Source organism: Ruegeria sp. S263 (genome assembly GCF_056780525.1).
This window is the reverse complement of record NZ_CM165558.1, coordinates 291,451-309,182: the sequence shown is the minus strand read 5'-3', so window position 1 is coordinate 309,182 and position 17,732 is coordinate 291,451. Positions and strand designations below refer to the sequence as shown.

17 protein-coding genes are annotated in these 17,732 nt (G+C 56.4%); 9 read left to right on the top strand and 8 right to left on the bottom strand.

The features are described from left to right. Positions 1-232: 232 nt before the first annotated feature. The 4 genes from ACT2B1_RS01490 to msrA all read left to right on the top strand — a co-directional run bounded on the left by ACT2B1_RS01490 (position 233) and on the right by msrA (position 3,015). The gene (locus tag ACT2B1_RS01490; protein ID WP_171240445.1) at positions 233-1,459 is read left to right on the top strand and encodes an argininosuccinate synthase; all 1,227 of its coding nucleotides are present in this window, start codon (positions 233-235) and stop codon (positions 1,457-1,459) included. Next, a complete protein-coding gene (locus ACT2B1_RS01485; RefSeq protein ID WP_171240446.1) occupies positions 1,456-1,896 on the top strand; it encodes a DUF1810 domain-containing protein in 441 nt (146 codons plus the stop codon). Before ACT2B1_RS01490 ends, ACT2B1_RS01485 begins: the two co-directional genes overlap by 4 nt. 77 nt (positions 1,897-1,973) lie before the next feature. Next, positions 1,974-2,255 carry an SCP2 sterol-binding domain-containing protein gene (locus ACT2B1_RS01480; protein ID WP_171123810.1) on the top strand — a complete coding sequence of 94 codons (282 nt, stop codon included), beginning with the start codon at positions 1,974-1,976 and terminating at the stop codon, positions 2,253-2,255. 88 nt (positions 2,256-2,343) lie between these two features. Further along, on the top strand, positions 2,344-3,015 hold the full coding sequence (gene msrA, locus ACT2B1_RS01475) for a peptide-methionine (S)-S-oxide reductase MsrA (RefSeq protein WP_171124105.1): 672 nt from the start codon (positions 2,344-2,346) through the stop codon (positions 3,013-3,015). Here the strand turns inward: msrA and ACT2B1_RS01470 are convergent. Further along, on the bottom strand, positions 3,012-3,881 hold the full coding sequence (locus ACT2B1_RS01470; RefSeq protein ID WP_481668432.1) for a ribokinase: 870 nt from the start codon (positions 3,879-3,881) through the stop codon (positions 3,012-3,014). The two genes, msrA and ACT2B1_RS01470, sit on opposite strands and share 4 nt — an antisense overlap. Before the next feature lie 3 nt (positions 3,882-3,884). Continuing rightward, positions 3,885-6,140: an NADP-dependent malic enzyme gene (locus ACT2B1_RS01465; RefSeq protein ID WP_171124101.1), complete on the bottom strand. Its 2,256-nt coding sequence runs from the start codon at positions 6,138-6,140 to the stop codon at positions 3,885-3,887. 161 nt (positions 6,141-6,301) lie between these two features. Here ACT2B1_RS01465 and mutS point away from each other — a divergent pair, with 161 nt between their 5' ends. Continuing rightward, entirely contained in the window at positions 6,302-8,917 is a 2,616-nt protein-coding gene (mutS, locus tag ACT2B1_RS01460) for a DNA mismatch repair protein MutS (protein WP_481668994.1), read from the top strand. 58 nt (positions 8,918-8,975) lie between these two features. Here mutS and ACT2B1_RS01455 read toward each other — a convergent pair whose 3' ends face one another. Then, a complete protein-coding gene (locus ACT2B1_RS01455; RefSeq protein ID WP_481668431.1) occupies positions 8,976-9,539 on the bottom strand; it encodes a nucleotide exchange factor GrpE in 564 nt (187 codons plus the stop codon). A 10-nt stretch (positions 9,540-9,549) separates the two neighbouring features. Further along, on the bottom strand, positions 9,550-10,614 hold the full coding sequence (gene hrcA, locus ACT2B1_RS01450) for a heat-inducible transcriptional repressor HrcA (protein WP_171123802.1): 1,065 nt from the start codon (positions 10,612-10,614) through the stop codon (positions 9,550-9,552). 112 nt (positions 10,615-10,726) lie between these two features. On the opposite strand from hrcA, the gene rph reads away from it, so the two are divergent. Genes rph through ACT2B1_RS01430 form a run of 4 tightly spaced genes read left to right on the top strand, consistent with a single transcriptional unit; the run spans position 10,727 to position 13,552 of the window. Continuing rightward, complete coding sequence (rph, locus tag ACT2B1_RS01445; RefSeq protein ID WP_171124098.1) at positions 10,727-11,440, top strand: ribonuclease PH; 714 nt, start codon at positions 10,727-10,729, stop codon at positions 11,438-11,440. After that, positions 11,437-12,051, top strand: a complete 615-nt coding sequence (gene rdgB / locus ACT2B1_RS01440) for an RdgB/HAM1 family non-canonical purine NTP pyrophosphatase (protein ID WP_171123799.1) — start codon at positions 11,437-11,439, stop codon at positions 12,049-12,051. Before rph ends, rdgB begins: the two co-directional genes overlap by 4 nt. Then, entirely contained in the window at positions 12,041-13,195 is a 1,155-nt protein-coding gene (gene hemW / locus ACT2B1_RS01435; protein ID WP_481668430.1) for a radical SAM family heme chaperone HemW, read from the top strand. Before rdgB ends, hemW begins: the two co-directional genes overlap by 11 nt. A 3-nt stretch (positions 13,196-13,198) precedes the next feature. After that, on the top strand, positions 13,199-13,552 hold the full coding sequence (locus tag ACT2B1_RS01430; protein ID WP_171123795.1) for a YbaN family protein: 354 nt from the start codon (positions 13,199-13,201) through the stop codon (positions 13,550-13,552). On the opposite strand, the gene ACT2B1_RS01425 is transcribed toward ACT2B1_RS01430, so the two are convergent. The 4 genes from ACT2B1_RS01425 to mnmG are packed head-to-tail and all read right to left on the bottom strand — an operon-like array spanning position 13,542 to position 17,727. Then, positions 13,542-14,435, bottom strand: coding sequence for a ParB/RepB/Spo0J family partition protein (locus tag ACT2B1_RS01425; RefSeq protein WP_171240450.1), 894 nt, complete (start codon positions 14,433-14,435; stop codon positions 13,542-13,544). The two genes, ACT2B1_RS01430 and ACT2B1_RS01425, sit on opposite strands and share 11 nt — an antisense overlap. Positions 14,436-14,454: 19 nt before the next feature. Then, positions 14,455-15,255 carry a ParA family protein gene (locus tag ACT2B1_RS01420; protein WP_171123791.1) on the bottom strand — a complete coding sequence of 267 codons (801 nt, stop codon included), beginning with the start codon at positions 15,253-15,255 and terminating at the stop codon, positions 14,455-14,457. After that, positions 15,248-15,862 (bottom strand): 16S rRNA (guanine(527)-N(7))-methyltransferase RsmG, encoded by a 615-nt coding sequence (rsmG, locus tag ACT2B1_RS01415; protein WP_171240451.1) that lies wholly within the window; start codon positions 15,860-15,862, stop codon positions 15,248-15,250. Before rsmG ends, ACT2B1_RS01420 begins: the two co-directional genes overlap by 8 nt. Next, the gene (gene mnmG, locus ACT2B1_RS01410) at positions 15,859-17,727 is read right to left on the bottom strand and encodes a tRNA uridine-5-carboxymethylaminomethyl(34) synthesis enzyme MnmG (RefSeq protein ID WP_171240452.1); all 1,869 of its coding nucleotides are present in this window, start codon (positions 17,725-17,727) and stop codon (positions 15,859-15,861) included. Before mnmG ends, rsmG begins: the two co-directional genes overlap by 4 nt. Positions 17,728-17,732 lie beyond the last annotated feature (5 nt).

The following is a 17,732-nucleotide window of genomic DNA, read 5'->3' as shown; positions in this document are numbered from 1 at the left end:
AAGTGCCGGCCCAAAGGTAACTTGCAGAACCTACTTAATATTTCCAAAAACCATTCGCACGGAATGCACAAAAATCTGCCAGCCCAACATCGTAAAAACTGCCCTTTCAACCAATCCTTGTTCTCTATCCGTCCGTTTCACCTGAAATCGCTGCCTGCGTCAACGCAGATAACTTGCCCCCGCTTTCAAAACCCGTTAGGGGCCAATCGTTCTACGCATAAAGGGAAGTCAGATGTCCGCGCCCAAGAAAGTTGTTCTGGCCTATTCCGGTGGCCTTGATACCTCGATCATTCTGAAATGGTTGCAGACCGAGTATGGCTGTGAGGTCGTCACCTTCACCGCCGATCTGGGTCAGGGTGAGGAACTGGAGCCTGCCCGCCAGAAGGCCGAACTGCTGGGGATCAAGCCCGAGAACATCTATATCGAAGATATCCGCGAGGAATTCGTCCGCGATTTCGTCTTCCCCATGTTCCGCGCCAATGCGCAGTACGAAGGTCTGTACCTGCTGGGTACGTCCATTGCGCGCCCGCTGATCTCGAAACGTCTGGTTGAGATCGCGGCTGAAACCGGTGCCGATGCCGTGGCCCACGGCGCAACCGGCAAGGGCAACGACCAGGTTCGTTTCGAATTGGCAGCCTATGCTCTAAACCCTGACATCAAGGTCATCGCGCCGTGGCGGGAATGGGATTTGACCAGCCGCACCAAGCTGTTGGAATTCGCCGAACAGAACCAGATTCCGATTGCTAAGGACAAACGCGGTGAGGCTCCGTTCTCGGTCGATGCGAACCTGCTGCATACCTCGTCCGAGGGTAAGGTTCTGGAAGACCCCGCCGATATGGCGCCGGATTACGTCTATCAGCGCACCGTCCACCCCGAAGATGCGCCGAACGAACCCGAATTCATCGAAATCGGCTTTGAAAAAGGCGACGCAGTCAGCATCAATGGCGAAGCGATGAGCCCGGCCACCATCCTGACCAAACTGAACGAATATGGCGGTAAGCACGGCATTGGCCGTCTGGACCTGGTCGAAGGCCGTTTTGTTGGCATGAAGTCGCGCGGTATCTACGAAACGCCCGGCGGCACCATCCTGCTGGAAGCGCACCGTGGCATTGAATCCATCACCATGGACCGCGGCGCGATGCACCTGAAAGACCAGTTGATGCCGCAATATGCTGAGTTGATCTATAACGGCTTCTGGTACTCGCCCGAACGCGAAATGCTGCAAGCGGCCATCGACAAGAGCCAGGAACACGTAACCGGCGCCGTGCGGGTGAAACTGTACAAAGGTCTGGCCTCGACCGTGGGCCGCTGGTCGGATCACTCGCTCTACTCCGAGGCGCACGTCACCTTCGAGGAAGACGCGGGTGCGTATGACCAGACAGATGCGGCGGGCTTTATCCAGTTGAACGCCCTGCGTCTTAAACTGCTGGCAGCCCGCGACAAGCGTTTGTCCAAGTGACCGAAGACGACGGCATCGGTGATGAGCTTGATCTGTTCATCGAAGCGCAGGACACGGTTTGGTCCGACGTCCTGCGCGAGTTGAAGCAGGGGCAGAAAACCAGCCACTGGATGTGGTTCGTCTTTCCGCAACTGGCCGCGCTTGGCCGGTCCGACATGGCGCAGCTCTACGGCATTGAAGATCTGGACGAGGCGACCGCCTATCTGGATCACCCAGAACTGCGCAAACGCCTGATAGAAACAGCGCAGTTGATGCTGCTGCACAAGGGCCGCGATGCCACGGACATTCTGGGCGGGATAGATGGCAAGAAGTTGCGGTCTTGCATGACGCTGTTCTCATCCGTACCCGATGCCCCGCCGGAATTTCTTGCCGTTCTGGACGCATTCTATGACGGTCAGCGGTGCGAACGCACTGTCCAGCTTTTGCAGGGGTCGTAGGCAGTGGTTCTCGTGGGGTCATCCTTGCCTGGCTAACCGGTTTAGCCTTACGCACAGGTCAACCGAGGAGAGATACCATGTTGCAGTCAATTGCGGACGACATTCAGAAAAACCTGGTTGGCAAAAGCTTCGAAGGCTCGTTGAAGTTCGATTGCGGCGATGACGGTGTGATCGTCCTGTCTGACAATCAGGCCACCACACAGGATCGGGAAACCGACTGCACCATCCGTATTTCGCAGAAGAACCTGACCAAACTGCTGACCGGCAAGCTGAACCCGATGACAGGAGTGGCTTTGGGCAAGCTCAAGATTTCGGGAAATATGGGCGTTGCGATGAAACTAGGGCAGTTGCTCGGATAAACTCCTCTCACCAGCGCGTGACAAACGATGTCAGGTGATTGCGTCGGGCAAAAAGACAAGGCAGCTTAATCTCAGAAGGAGACCTGCCATGACCCGCATCGCTTATCTCGACTACGTCAAACCGACGCTTCTTTTTACTTTGATCGCAATTGCCGCTCTGTTGCGAGCGACCCCGGCACCCGCCGCGGGAACCGAAACCCTGACGGTAGCCGGCGGGTGTTTCTGGTGTGTCGAATCCGACTTTGAATCCGTGAAAGGTGTGACAGGGGCAGTTTCCGGATTTACCGGCGGCAAAACCGCAAGCCCTACGTATGATCAGGTCTCCAAAGGGGGCACCGGTCATTACGAAGCCGTCCAGATCACCTTTGACCCATCGGTCGTTTCCCGTGAAACGCTGTTGAACCTCTTTTTCCGGTCCGTAGACCCTACCGATGCCGGAGGGCAGTTCTGTGATCGGGGGGATAGCTATAGAACCGCCATTTTTGTCTCTAATGCAGGCGAAAAAGCGTCTGCTGAACAGGCCAAGGCAGATGCACAACGTGCGCTGGGGCAGACCGTGGTTACGCCGATCCTGCAGGCTGGCACGTTCTATCCTGCCGACGCATATCATCAGGATTACTACAAAGGGTCCAAGCTGGTTCTCACGCGGTTTGGCCCCAAACGCCAACACAGCGCATACAAGGCTTACCGCAAAGCCTGCGGCCGGGACGCCCGTGTCAAGCAACTTTGGGGCGGCGACGCGCCATTTGCCGGATCCTAATCGAGCTTCGCGTCCCGGACCTCTTTCAAATCCGGGATGACATCTGCTGTACCGTGCCGCGTGACCATCAGGGCCGCGGCACGGTTTGCTTGGGAAATCGCCTGCGGGATCCGCATCCCTCGATCCATCCCGGCCAGAACATAGCCGGTAAAGGTATCCCCCGCGCCGGTCGTATCCACAGGCTGCACTTTATAGGCCGGGAAATCCGACGTCGCAGCGCGATGATGGTACCGCGCGCCTTTTGATCCCAAGGTGACAATTACATGCTCGACCTTCAAATCCGAGACCGATTGACCGGTGGCTTGACGCAGTTGATCGGCCTCAACTTCGTTCAATATCAGGAAATCCAGATAGGACAGCACGGCCTGCACCGCATCGGCCTGAAACGGGGCTGCGGCATAGCAGACAGTCAAACCCATCTCACGACCCATCTTCGCGGCCTCAACCTGAAGATTGGTTTCGTTCTGCATCACCAGCAAATCACCGCGCGAAGCTGAAGACAGCGCCTGCCCCAACTGATCCTGCGAGATTGCGTGGTTCGCCCCCTGAAACAGGATGATGTTGTTCTCACCTTCGGCATCCACGGCAATGATGGCGTGACCTGTCGGCACGTCGACCTGGGCGATATGGCGTGTGTCCACGCCATATTCCGTCAAACGATCCAACGCCCAGCGCCCATCCGACCCCACGGCCCCAACATGCGACACCTGCGCCCCGGCCCGCGCCGCCGCCACGGACATGTTCGCGCCTTTGCCGCCCAGAAAACGATCCAAACGGTTGGCCGAGAGCGTCTCCCCCGGCCCGGGAAGGTGCGGTACGTCGTAAATCATGTCCGCGTTGATCGAGCCGAGGTTCCAGATCGTCATCGCTTATCCAATGTCACAAGACGCCAGGATAGCCATGTTCAAGATGTCATTCGCCGTCGAAACGGTCGAGCAGATCTGAATCGGCTTGTCGACACCTGACAGGATCGGACCGATGACCGTAGCACCGCCCATTTCCTGCATCAGCTTGGTCGAGATCGACGCCGAATGGCGCGCGGGAACGATCAGGATATTTGCCGGGCCTGTCAGACGCTGGAATGGATAGCTGGCCTGTTGATCCACATTCAGGGCTACGTCGACGGTCATCTCGCCCTCATATTCGAAATCAACGCCACGCTGGTCCAGAACCGCAGGCGCACGGTGCATTTTTTCAGCCCGCTCCGACATCGGATAGCCGAATGTCGAAAAGCTGACGAAGGCCACGCGCGGCTCGAGCCCCATGTGGCGCGCAACGGCGGCCGAGCGCTCAGCGATGTTGGCCAGATCATTCTCGTCAGGCCATTCATGAACCAGTGTATCGCCGATCAACACGATCCGCCCCTTGTGCAATAACGCCGTTACACCAGCCGCGCCATGCGCCGCGTCCGCGTCGAACACGTGATTGATCCGGTCCAGAACATGCGCCGACTTGCGCGTGGCCCCGGTCACAAGACCATCGCCATGCCCATGCGCAAGCATCAGCGAGGAAAACACGTGACGGTCCCGCGCGGCAAGGCGGTGAATGTCCTTGCGGTCGAAACCCTTACGCTGAAGCCGATCGTACAGGAAGTTCGAGTAGGTCTCGAGATGCGCGGTATTGGCAGCGTTTACCACCTCAAGCTCACGCACGGCATCGCCCAGACCGGCCTCTTCCAGCTTGGCCTTTACGTCATCGGCACGCCCCACAACCAGCGCCTTGCCAAAGCCCGAACGCTGATAGGTGACAGCCGCGCGCAGCACGCGGGGATCGTCGCCCTCGGCAAAGATCATCCGGCTTTGCGCCTGACGCGCCCGCGCATTAAGGCCCCGCAGAATGCTGGCGGTCGGGTCCATGCGGGACTTGAGGCTCAGCTCATAGGCATCCATGTCGATGATCGGACGCCGCGCGGCCCCGGTATCCATACCGGCCTTAGCGACGGCAGGTGGAATACGGTGGATCAGGCGCGGGTCAAACGGCGTAGGGATGATATAGTCGCGCCCAAAGGTCAGCGATTTGCCATAGGCCATCGCAACCTCATCCGGCACATCCTCGCGCGCCAGGTTGGCAAGGGCGTGGGCACAGGCGATCTTCATCTCATCATTGATGGCGCGGGCATGGATATCCAGCGCGCCGCGGAACAGATAGGGAAAGCCCAGAACATTGTTCACCTGGTTCGGATAGTCGCTGCGCCCGGTGGCAACAATGGCATCAACACGAACTTCGTGCGCCTCTTCCGGGGTGATCTCGGGGTCGGGGTTGGCCATGGCGAAAATCACCGGGTTATCGGCCATCGACGCAACCATATCCTGCGTCACGGCCCCTTTGACCGACACGCCCAGAAACACATCCGCGCCCTTCATGGCTTCTTCCAGCGTGCGCAGTTCGGTCGTGATCGCATGAGCCGATTTCCACTGGTTCATACCTTCGGTCCGACCCTGATAGATCACGCCCTTGGTGTCACACACGATGCAGTTCTCGTGCCGCGCGCCCATTGACTTAAGCAGTTCGATACAGGCGATCCCCGCCGCACCCGCACCGTTCAGAACAATCTTCACATCTTCGATCTTCTTGCCCGAAATATGCAGCGCATTCAGCAAGCCCGCCGCACAGATCACCGCTGTACCATGCTGATCGTCGTGGAAGACGGGGATATCCATCTCTTCCTTGAGGCGCTGTTCAATGATGAAGCACTCGGGCGCTTTGATGTCTTCAAGGTTGATGCCGCCAAATGTTGGCCCCATCAGGCGGACCGCGCGACAGAACTCATCCGGATCTTCAGTGTCCAGTTCGATGTCGATCGAGTTCACGTCGGCAAAACGCTTAAACAGAACGGCCTTGCCCTCCATCACCGGCTTGCCGCCCAGCGCGCCCAGATTGCCGAGACCCAGCACAGCCGTCCCGTTCGAGATCACGGCGACCAGATTGCCCTTGTTGGTATAGTCATAGGCAGTCTCGGGTGCTTCGGCGATAGCTTCACAGGGAACGGCCACGCCAGGGCTATAGGCCAATGACAGATCGCGCTGCGTGGTCATGGGAACGGTGGCCTGCACCTCCCACTTGCCGGGGGTGGGGTCCAGGTGAAAGGCCAGCGCCTCTTCTTTGGTGATCTTCGCTTTGGGCATCTTATCGGTCGTTTCCATGAATTCGGGGCTGTTGCGTCATAGCGCAGGCGAGGCTGCGCCTCAACGACAATACGTTTTCACCTTTCGTCGCGGTTGGGGGATTTGTAAGGTCGCCACCGGAAGACGCCAAAAGGGGGCCGCTTTTGTCCACAATCACGCCAATGATGGCGCAATATCTTGAGATCAAAGAGGCCCATTCAGACGCCCTGCTGTTCTACCGCATGGGTGATTTCTACGAGATGTTTTTCCAGGACGCGGTGAATGCCGCCGAGGCGCTGGACATCGCCCTGACCAAACGCGGCAAGCACAATGGCGAGGATATCCCCATGTGCGGCGTTCCCGTTCATGCGGCCGAGGGCTATCTGCTGACGCTGATCCGCAAAGGCTTTCGCGTGGCTGTGTGCGAGCAGATGGAAAGCCCGGCCGAAGCCAAGAAAAGAGGCTCTAAATCAGTGGTTCGGCGGGATGTTGTGCGTCTGGTGACGCCCGGCACACTGACCGAGGACGCCCTGCTAGAGGCCCGTCGCCACAATTTTCTGGCCGCCTACGCCGAGGTTCGTGATGAAGCCGCGCTGGCCTGGGCCGATATTTCGACCGGAGCGTTCCACGTGATGCCTTTGACCTCGATCAGGCTTAGCCCCGAACTGGCGCGGCTTGCTCCGTCCGAGCTGATCGTGGGCGACGGGATGGAGCAGGCGTTAAATGAAACCGTCCGCGATCTGGGCATTTCGCTGACCCCGATCGGACGCGCCAGTTTCGACAGCACTGCGGCGGAAAAACGCATCTGCGGGTTGTTTCACGTGGGCGCTTTGGATGCGTTCGGGTCATTTGGGCGCGCCGAAGTGTCGGCCATGGGCGCGCTGGTCGACTATCTTGAGATCACGCAAAAGGGCAAACTGCCCCTGCTGCAAACGCCGCTCAAGGAATCCGAGGACCGCGTGGTGCAGATCGACGCCGCCACGCGCCGGAATCTGGAGCTGACCCGGTCGCTCTCCGGTGGGCGCGCCGGATCACTGCTGTCAGTGGTTGACCGTACCGTAACCCCGGGTGGTGCCCGGCTGCTGGAACAGCGTCTGTCCAGCCCGTCCCGCAATCTGGACGTGATCCACGCCCGGTTGGACGCGGTAAGTTTTGCCGCCGAAGACAGCCTGACCACCTCGGACTTGCGCGAGATCCTGCGCAAAACCCCTGATTTGGACCGTGCCCTGTCGCGCCTGTCGTTGGAGCGCGGAGGCCCCCGCGATCTGGCTGCCATTCGCAATGGGCTGACACAGGCATCGGCGATCGCTGAATTGTGCGAAGGTCAGGATCTTCCGGTCCTGCTGGCAACCGCAGTACAAAACCTTGTCGGCTTTGATGATCTACTGAACCTGCTGGACGAGGCGCTTGTTGCTGAACCACCCTTGCTTGCGCGCGATGGTGGCTTCATCGCCCCCGGTTTCGATGCCGAACTGGACGAAGCGCGCACGCTGCGCGACGAAGGTCGATCCGTCATAGCCGGGTTTCAGCAAAAATACGCAGAGCACACGGGCATCACATCGTTGAAGATCAAGCACAACAACGTGCTGGGCTACTTCATCGAAACCACGGCCACTCATGCCGAAAAAATGCTGAACCTACCGTTCAGTGAAACCTACATCCATCGTCAGACCACTGCGAACCAAGTCCGGTTCACCACGGTAGAACTGTCCGAGATCGAAACCCGCATCCTGAACGCCGGAAATCTGGCTTTGGAAATCGAGAAGCGGCTCTATCAAAGGCTTTCTAGCGAAATTCTGGCCCTCGCGGCCCGCCTCAACCAAGCGGCCCGAGGGTTGGCCGAACTGGATCTGACTACTGCTCTCGCTGATCTGGCGCGCGCAGAAAACTGGTGCCGTCCGCAGGTCGACAATTCGCGTGCATTCGGCATAAAAGGGGGTCGCCACCCGGTTGTAGAACGCGCGCTCCGCCAGCAATCAGGCGATGCCTTCATAGCCAACGACTGCGACCTGAGCGCCGATCAGGGTTCAGCGATCTGGCTGCTGACTGGTCCCAACATGGCCGGTAAATCAACCTTCCTGCGCCAAAATGCCCTGATCGCCCTGCTGGCCCAAATGGGCAGTTACGTTCCCGCCGAACGGGCCCATGTCGGCTTAGTTAGCCAACTTTTCAGCCGAGTAGGAGCGTCAGACGATCTGGCGCGGGGGCGTTCGACTTTCATGGTCGAAATGGTGGAAACCGCCGCAATCCTCAATCAGGCCGACGACCGCGCGCTGGTGATCCTCGACGAAATCGGGCGCGGCACCGCCACCTATGACGGCCTCTCCATCGCTTGGGCCACACTGGAACATCTGCACGCCGCCAACCAATGCCGCGCGCTGTTTGCCACCCACTACCACGAACTCACCGCCTTGGCCGGAAAACTCGAAAGCGTCGACAACGCCACTGTCGCTGTCAAAGAATGGGAGGGCGAAGTCATCTTCCTGCACGAAGTCCACAAAGGCGCCGCCGACCGATCTTATGGCGTGCAGGTCGCGCAATTGGCTGGGCTTCCCGCATCCGTGGTCGACCGCGCCCGCGTCGTGCTGGACCAATTGGAAAAAACTGAACGTGAAGGCGGAAAGCAAAAGGCATTGATCGACGATCTCCCCCTATTCTCAGCCGCATCAACCCCGCCGCCGCCCGCGCCAAAAACCTCACCAGTCACGAATATGCTGGACGACATCCTGCCCGATGAACTGACACCCCGCGAAGCGCTCGACCTGATCTACAAACTGAAAGAGGCGGCCAAATCCTGACCACCCCTTCTTCTGTTCAAAAATACTTCCGCCGGAGGCTTGGCCTCGCAGAGGTCAATCAGCTTGCAGGTGCTGAAGAAACGCCCACCTGCGCCGGACGCAGCAAACGGTCGTGCAGCATGAACCCCTCAGCCGAGACCTGAATGATATCGCCAGCCTTGGTGCCCGGAACAGGGGCCTCGAACATGGCTTCGTGAAGATTGGGATCAAACCGGTCGCCGACTTCGGGTGTGATCACCTCGATCCCGTGTTTCTGGAACACGTTCGTCAGTGCGCGCATGGTCAGCTCGACACCTTCGATCAAACCGGCAGCAACCTCTTTCTGCTCGTCGGTTGCGGCCTCAAGCGCACGTTTCATGTTGTCATATACCGGCAGCATATCGCGCGCCAGCTTGGACCCGCCATACTGCTCTGCATCCCGACGCGCTTTGTCGCCCCGTTTGCGCGCGTTTTCAGCATCAGCCAGTGCGCGCATGAACTTGTCCTTGAAATCATCACGCTCAGCGCGCAGGGCATCAATTTCCAGCGCCTCTTCACTGATTTCAGCAAACTCCTCGGCCAACTCTTCTGCCTCGGCTGTTGCGATATCGTCCAGAAAATCTTCGTTTTTGGGTTCCGCCATCTCTTACCCTCTAGCTCCGGTCGGAAATAAGCTTGCCGACCAGTTGCGCCGTATAATCCACGATCGGCACGATCCGTCCATAGTTGAGTCGTGTGGGTCCAATAACCCCGACCGCACCGATTATCTTTCGATCAGCGTTCATATATGGAGACACCACCAAAGAGGAACCCGAAAGTGAGAAAAGTTTGTTCTCAGAGCCGATAAAAATGCGCACACCCTCGCCTTCCTCGGTCAATTCAAGGAATTCGGCAATATCGCGCTTACGTTCCAGGTCATCAAACAAGGTGCGGATTCGATTCAGCTCTTCCGTTTGACCGGGTTCATTCAGCAGATTCGCGCGTCCACGCACAATCAATCGCGCTGAATCGCCTCCGTCTCCGTCCCAGGCGGCCATGCCGCTCTCGATCATCTCGCGCGCCAGTACGTCGATTTCCTGCTTACGGGCGTCAATCTGCGTCTGCATCTGCCGGCGGACTTCGCTTAGCGTTCGCCCCTCGATCAGCGCGTTCAGAAAATTCGCGGCCTCTCGCATCGAACTGGGTGTCTGTCCCGGCGGAGGAGTAAACAGCCGGTTTTCGACAGTTCCATCAGCAAAGACCAGCACGACGAGGGCGCGGTCATGAGCCAGAGAAACAAACTCGATATGCTTGATCTCGGATTCCTGTTTGGGCGTCAAAACCAATGAGGCACCATGGGTGACATGTGACAAAGCCGATCCCACACGATCCAGCATACCGCCCACATCGCCTGCGTTAGAGCCTAAAGTCTCATCCAATTTCTGCCGATCATCTGCCCCCAGATCGCCGACCTCAAGCAGCCCGTCGACAAACATCCGCAGTCCTTGCTGCGTAGGAATCCGCCCCGCGCTGACATGGGGGCTGTCCAACAGGCCCAGAAATTCCAGATCCTGCATCACATTGCGCACCGTCGCGGCGCTGACTTTTTCCGACAAGGTGCGGGTCAGGGTGCGGCTGCCCACCGGTTCTCCGCTATCCAAATAGCTTTCGACGATCAGCCGGAAAACCTCACGCGACCGGTCGTTCATCTCGTTCAGAATTTTGCTCGCTTCGCTCATCGGCGGTCCCCTGCTGGATCATCATTAAATCGCAGGCAAATGAAAGGTCAATCGGGGTTGCATCGTAACGCCACGGGGCGGTATCCCCAACCCAGCAAACAAAGGATTTTCCATGCGACCCTCAGGACGTAATCTAGACGAAATGCGCGCTGTTTCCATCGAGACAGGTTTCACCAAACATGCCGAAGGTTCCTGCCTGATTAAAATGGGCGATACCCATGTGCTGTGTACCGCCACGATCGAGGACCGCGTGCCGCCCTTCATCAAAGGCTCGGGCCTGGGTTGGGTGACAGCGGAATACGGGATGCTGCCCCGCGCAACCAACACACGGATGCGGCGTGAGGCGGCAAGCGGCAAACAAGGTGGCCGCACCGTGGAAATCCAGCGCCTGATCGGCCGGGCGCTACGCGCTGGTGTCGACCGGGTTGCTTTGGGCGAACGTCAGATCACCGTCGATTGTGACGTGATCCAGGCCGATGGCGGCACGCGCTGCGCTTCGATCACCGGGGGCTGGGTCGCGCTGCGTCTGGCTGTGAACAAGCTGATGAAAGCGGGTGATGTAATTTCTGATCCGCTGGTCGATCCCGTCGCTGCTGTGTCCTGCGGCATCTACGCAGGTCAGCCGGTTCTAGATCTGGACTACCCCGAAGACAGCGAAGCAGGCGTTGATGGCAACTTCATCATGACCGGCTCGGGCAAGCTGATCGAAGTGCAGATGAGCGCTGAAGGTTCCGTCTTTAGCCGCGCGCAGATGGACCAGCTTATGGATCTGGCCGAAAAAGGCGTCGGTGAACTGGCCGCCACGCAAAAGGCCGCCACCGCATGACCCGCAAGTTCGACGGTGACAGGCTGCTGGTCGCCACGCATAATAAAGGCAAGCTTGAGGAGATGGCGCATCTGCTTGAGCCCTTTGGCGTGACCGTGGTCGGAGCGGCAGAGATGAACCTGCCCGAACCGGACGAGACCGAGGATACATTCGTCGGCAATGCACGCATCAAGGCGCATGCCGCCGCCAAGGCCACCGGCCTGCCTGCCCTGTCGGACGATTCAGGGATTACCATTGATGCGTTGGACGGCGCGCCTGGTGTTTACACCGCCGATTGGGCTGAAACCGGTAATGGCCGCGATTTCCTGATGGCAATGACCCGCGCGCATGATGAGCTGGAAGCAAAAGACGCCCCGCACCCCCGCGCCGCTCAATTCCGATGCACTCTGGTACTGGCCTGGCCCGACGGTCACGACGAAGTGTTCGAAGGTATAGCCCCGGGCCATCTTGTCTGGCCGATCCGGGGTAAAGACGGGTTCGGTTATGACCCGATGTTTGTCCCTGACGGCCACGATATTACCTTTGCCGAAATGGATCGCTGGGAAAAGAACAAGATCAGCCATCGCGGCCGCGCGGTTGAGATGTTCGTGAAGGGCTGTTTTGGCGGATGATTGGCGCAACGGGGGCTTTGGCCTGTATGTGCATTGGCCCTTTTGCGAGGCCAAATGCCCCTATTGCGACTTCAATAGCCATGTTTCCAGAAATATTAATCAAAAACAATGGCTTAACAGCTATTTAGGCGAATTGCGACGCTCCGCCCTGGAAACGCCAGATCGGGTGCTGAATACGATCTTTTTTGGCGGTGGTACGCCGTCCTTAATGCATCCAGACTCCGTAGCCGCCATTATTGATGAGGCCCGCAGCCTGTGGCGACCTGCCAATGACATGGAAATCACGCTTGAGGCCAATCCCGGTTCGGTTGAGGCCGGGCGGTTTGCTGCCTATCGCGACGCTGGGGTCAACCGGATCTCGATGGGTGTACAGGCGCTGAATGACGATGACCTACGCAGATTAGGTCGAATCCACACGGTCGCTGAAGCACAGGCAGCGTTTGATATCGCCAGAACTTGCTTTGACAGAGTCAGCTTTGACTTGATCTATGCCCGCCAGCACCAAACCCTGGCCGCTTGGCGTGCTGAACTGACCCAAGCTTTGTCCATGGCCGTCGACCACCTGTCCTTGTATCAACTGACCATCGAAGACGGCACCGCTTTCGGCGACAGATATGCCGTTGGGAAATTGCGCGGCCTGCCCGAGGATGACAGCGCAGCCGACATGTATCTTGCAACACAAGAAATTTGCGAAGCCCACGGCCTGCCTGCTTATGAGGTTTCTAATCACGCCCGACCGGGGGCAGAATCCCGGCACAATCTGATTTATTGGCACTATGGCGATTACGTTGGCATCGGTCCCGGTGCCCATGGCCGAATTACGCTTGGCGATAGAAAACTGGCGACTGAAACCCACCTGATGCCGAACACTTGGCTGGACGCTGTGCGTAACGGCAGTGGAGAGCGGGAAAGAACCGAGCTTTCAAATCAGGATCAAGCAGTTGAATACCTTATGATGTGCCTAAGGCTAAAAGAAGGTCTATATATAGATCGTTATGAAGCCTTGTCTGGTTCTTCATTGCCGCAAGCAAAATTGGACGATCTGAGTGCCATCGGTATGATCGAACAGGTAAGCGGACGGGTCATCGCCACCAAAGATGGGCGTGCAGTATTGAACTCCATCATTCGCGAATTGTTGGGATAAGACATGCAATACGTCTGGGCGGCATTGGGATTGTTGAGCGTTGCACTTGCCGTCGTCGGCATCGCCCTTCCATTGCTACCGACCGTTCCGTTCCTGCTGTTGGCCGCTTTTTTCTTTGCACGCTCGTCTTCCCGGCTTCACAACTGGCTGATCACGCACCGGGTCTTTGGCCCGATGATCCTGGATTGGCAGAGTTCCGGTGCCATCCGTCCCGCAGCAAAAAAGGCGGCAACCCTCTCGATTGCCGCCGTTTTTGGAATTTCGATTATTCTCTCGGTCCCGAATTATGTGTTGGCAATTCAGGCGATTGTCTTGGGGGGTGTTCTAACCTTTATCTGGACTCGGCCTAGCGGCTGAGCTTTGCACAAAGATCGTCAAGCTGGTCCAGATTTTCATATGTCAGAACGACCTGCCCGGTTTCTGTCCCAGACTTGTGGTTGATGGCCACTTTCATCGCCAAGATAGCAGAGAGGTCTTTTTCAAGCGCCCGCGTATCGGCGTCTTTACCTGCATCCAGATTTCTGGATTTCGGCGTAGCTTTAACCGGGTCGGCCTGCTCTTTTTTAACAAGCGCTTCGGTCGCACGAACCGACAATCCGTCGCGTACCACGATCTTCGCCAATTCAGAGGGGTTGCTTGACGTAATCAACGCCCTTGCATGCCCTGCAGAAAGCTTACCTTCGACCACCAATTGCTGAACATCCATCGGCAACGACAGCAAACGAAGAAGATTCGCAATGTGACTGCGGCTTTTGCCAAGGGCCTCGGCCAGCTTTTCCTGCGTGTGCCCGAAACGATCCATAAGCTGCTTGTATCCGGCCGCTTCTTCGACAGCATTCAAGTCAGCTCTTTGAATATTCTCAATAATCGCAACTTCCAACACTTCGGTATCGTCGAAATCACGAACAATGACAGGAATATCATGCAGTTGCGCCATTTGCGCAGCACGCCAGCGGCGCTCACCCGCGACAATCTCATAGTCGCCTTCCGCAATCTCGCGGACGATCAGCGGCTGAATAATGCCCTTTTCCTTAACCGAAGCAGCAAGTTCATCCAGTTGTTCACGCGAAAAGGTACGGCGCGGCTGATTTGGGTTCGCATGAAGTTTTTCGATCGGAACCTTCATGTCCGCACGCCGCGGTTCAGATGGGCGCAACCCTTCTGTTTCCTGCGTTACGTCGGCCATCAAAGCCGATAGACCGCGGCCCAATCCCCTAGGTTTTGTTTTCTTAGCTGCCACTGGACCCTCCTACTGCCACTTATGCGGCTTTCTTGTTCTTGTGCATGACTTCGCGCGCCAAATGCCGATATGCCATCGCCCCCAGAGATCCGGAATCATATTGAAGTACAGGCAATGCGTAAGACGGCGCCTCACTGACCCGCACATTTCTGGGTATTTTGGTTTTAAATACCATCTCGCCCAGATTGTCACGCGCGTCTTTTTCGACCTGACGGGACAAGTTGTTGCGGTTGTCATACATCGTCAACACAACACCTTCGATCCGCAGGTCCGGATTGGCAGTTTGGCGGACCTCGCGAATAGTCAGCATCAACTGGGACAAACCTTCCAACGCGAAGAACTCACTCTGCAATGGAACAAGCACAGAATGCGCCGCGACCATCGCATTGACGGTCAACAAATTAAGGGACGGTGGACAATCTATCAGGACATAGTCCAGCTTGAACTGGTCAACTGACGTTTGCCGCAGCGCGTCGTGCAGCAGATAGCTTCGCTTTTCGTTGGAAATAAGCTCAATATCGGCTGAACTCAGGTCGACTGTGGCAGGGACCACGTATAAGCCGCCAATTTCAGTCTCCTGAATGACGGCTTCCAACGGGGCGTCGTCCAATATCAGGTCGTAGGTTGTCCAATCCCTGTCTTCAACGCCCAGACCTGTTGACGCGTTGCCCTGAGGATCCAAATCAACCACAAGAACGCGGCATCCGGCTTCGGCCAATCCCGCTGCAAGATTTATCGCAGTCGTCGTCTTCCCAACCCCACCCTTCTGATTGGCTACCGCAATAATCCGGGGCCCTGAGGGACGAGACAGATCAACCACGTGATACTCCTTTGATTTTAAGGATAACGGCCTGAGGTTCAGTTAAACTTGTAATCGGCTCGGCTTGGAAATTCCATTCCTTGCGCGCGTCTTCCAGTTCTTTTTTCCACGTTGCGCCTTTCGGCAACAGAGCCGTTCCAGAACTGCCTAAATGCCTGTCACAAAAGGACAATAAGACCGTCAGATCTGCTAAAGCACGCGCAGATAGGACATCCGCACCCAAGGGATCCACGGTTTCGATTCGTTTGGAAACAACGGAACACTTTGCACCACATTCCCGCGCCACTGTTCGCAAAAAGGCGGATTTCCTTTGATCACTTTCCACAAAAGTGAACTGCGCATTCGGGTTCTCTTCTATTGCCATGATCGCGCAAACCATTCCGGGGAACCCACCCCCGCTTCCCAAGTCCGCCCAATTCTGAAAGAATTCAGTGCAACGATATACCTGGATAGAATCTTTTATGTGCCGCGTCCAAATCTCGGGCAGGCTATTTCGGGAAACCAGGTTAATTTTCGGATTCCATCGCTTTACCAACTCAACATATTTGGCCAAACGCTCAAATGTTTCACGTGAAACATCCAAATCGCCAAATTGCACGTCACTCATGCCTTGCGGACCTTTTGTTCGCGACGCAGTTTCGCAAGAACAAGCGTCAAAGCGGCCGGAGTAACTCCTTCAACGCGACTGGCTTGCGCTATATTCTCTGGTCGCGCATTCGACAACTTTTGCTTCATCTCTGAAGACAAGCCATCCAGAGCGAAATATTCGAAATCCCTTGGAATTTCATGAGATTCGTCGCGCTTCATAGCTTCGACGTCCCTTTGCTGGCGCGCAATGTAGTTTGCGTACAGGGCATCCCTTTCAACCTGCTTCTGGATTTCAGGATCTGTATCCCCCAAGCTTGGAACCAGTGGTATAAGATCCCCAAACGAAACATCCGGGAATGCGAGAATAGCCATCCCATTTCGCCTATTTCCGTCCTGATTGACGCTGATACCAACTGATCGCATGTCTTTTGGGGTATAAGTCCTGTCCATCAGAATGGATTTTACCGCCGTCAATTTTTCCATCTTGTCGGAAAAGTGGCGCTCTCTAACGTCCCCTACGCAACCGATTTTCAAGCCAATCGGTGTTAACCTTTGATCTGCATTATCTGCGCGTAACGACAGTCTGAATTCCGCACGAGACGTAAACATACGGTAAGGTTCTGCTACTCCGCGCGTCGTCAAATCGTCTATCATTACACCGATATAGCTATCTGCACGCGTGAAATGAACCGGATCCCGATCAAATGAAAACAAGGCGGCATTCAAACCGGCGACCAAACCCTGTGCCGCGGCTTCCTCGTATCCAGTGGTACCGTTAATCTGCCCCGCAAGATATAGGCCCGAGATTTCCGGAACGGACAGGGATGAAGTTAAAACGCGCGGATCTACATAATCATATTCAATCGCGTAACCCGGTTGCAGAATTTCTGTATTCTCTAGCCCCTTAATGGACCGGACATATTGAAGTTGAACATCCTGGGGAAGCGATGTCGAAATCCCATTCGGGTAAATCGTATGATCATTAACACCTTCAGGCTCAAGGAATATCTGATGAGAGTCCTTATCGGCAAACCTGACTATTTTATCCTCAATTGAAGGGCAATACCTTGGGCCAACCCCATCAATATGCCCCCCGTACATTGCTGAACGGCTTAGGTTTTTCTCAATAATTTCATGCGTTCGCGCATTTGTATGCGTTATACCGCAAGAAATTTGGGGGGCCACAACAGACTTAGACAGAAATGAAAATAATGTAGGTTCATCATCTCCATCCTGGCGCTCCAGATCGGACCAGTCGATCGTGCGGCCATCAAGTCGGGGCGGAGTACCTGTTTTCAATCTTCCCAACGGAAGCTGAAAACTGTCTAAGCGTTGCGCCAATTTAACTGACGGATTGTCCCCCATTCTTCCGCCAGGGCGGGAAACGTCTCCAATATGTATCACACCCCGAAGGAACGTACCGGAAGTAAGTATGACTGCCTTGGCTCGAATCTCGGAACCATCTGCCAATCTGACTCCGCGCACGCTCTGCCCTTCCATCAGAAAATCGACAACTTCGCCTACCACAATCGAAAGACGTGGCTGGGCGTCGGTCTCTTTCTGCATCGCTGCGCGATACAACGCGCGGTCCGCCTGTGTCCTCGGCCCTTGAACTGCGGGTCCTTTGCGCCGATTCAACAGACGGAATTGAATTCCGGCTTTATCCGCTACACGGCCCATAACTCCGTCCAGGGCATCAATCTCTCTCACTAGGTGACCTTTTCCAAGGCCTCCAATCGCTGGATTGCAAGACATCACCCCGATGTCAGAAGCAGACAAGGTGACAAGCGCCGTTTCCGCCCCCATGCGGGCAGATGCATGTGCAGCCTCAGTTCCGGCATGACCCGCGCCGATAACAACAACATCAAAGTCTGAATGTTTCACGTGAA

Bases quoted from the DNA above. Each gene is read 5' to 3' on its own strand.
- ACT2B1_RS01480 (WP_171123810.1), top strand. From the start codon at position 1,974: ATGTTGCAGTCAATTGCGGACGACATTCAGAAAAACCTGGTTGGCAAA.
- msrA (WP_171124105.1), top strand. From the start codon at position 2,344: ATGACCCGCATCGCTTATCTCGACTACGTCAAACCGACGCTTCTTTTT.
- ACT2B1_RS01430 (WP_171123795.1), top strand. From the start codon at position 13,199: ATGCAATACGTCTGGGCGGCATTGGGATTGTTGAGCGTTGCACTTGCC.
- rph (WP_171124098.1), top strand. From the start codon at position 10,727: ATGCGACCCTCAGGACGTAATCTAGACGAAATGCGCGCTGTTTCCATC.
- rsmG (WP_171240451.1), bottom strand. From the start codon at position 15,862: ATGAGTGACGTGCAATTTGGCGATTTGGATGTTTCACGTGAAACATTT.
- hrcA (WP_171123802.1), bottom strand. From the start codon at position 10,614: ATGAGCGAAGCGAGCAAAATTCTGAACGAGATGAACGACCGGTCGCGT.
- ACT2B1_RS01470 (WP_481668432.1), bottom strand. From the start codon at position 3,881: ATGACGATCTGGAACCTCGGCTCGATCAACGCGGACATGATTTACGAC.
- ACT2B1_RS01455 (WP_481668431.1), bottom strand. From the start codon at position 9,539: ATGGCGGAACCCAAAAACGAAGATTTTCTGGACGATATCGCAACAGCC.
- rdgB (WP_171123799.1), top strand. From the start codon at position 11,437: ATGACCCGCAAGTTCGACGGTGACAGGCTGCTGGTCGCCACGCATAAT.
- ACT2B1_RS01490 (WP_171240445.1), top strand. From the start codon at position 233: ATGTCCGCGCCCAAGAAAGTTGTTCTGGCCTATTCCGGTGGCCTTGAT.
- ACT2B1_RS01465 (WP_171124101.1), bottom strand. From the start codon at position 6,140: ATGCCCAAAGCGAAGATCACCAAAGAAGAGGCGCTGGCCTTTCACCTG.
- mutS (WP_481668994.1), top strand. From the start codon at position 6,302: ATGATGGCGCAATATCTTGAGATCAAAGAGGCCCATTCAGACGCCCTG.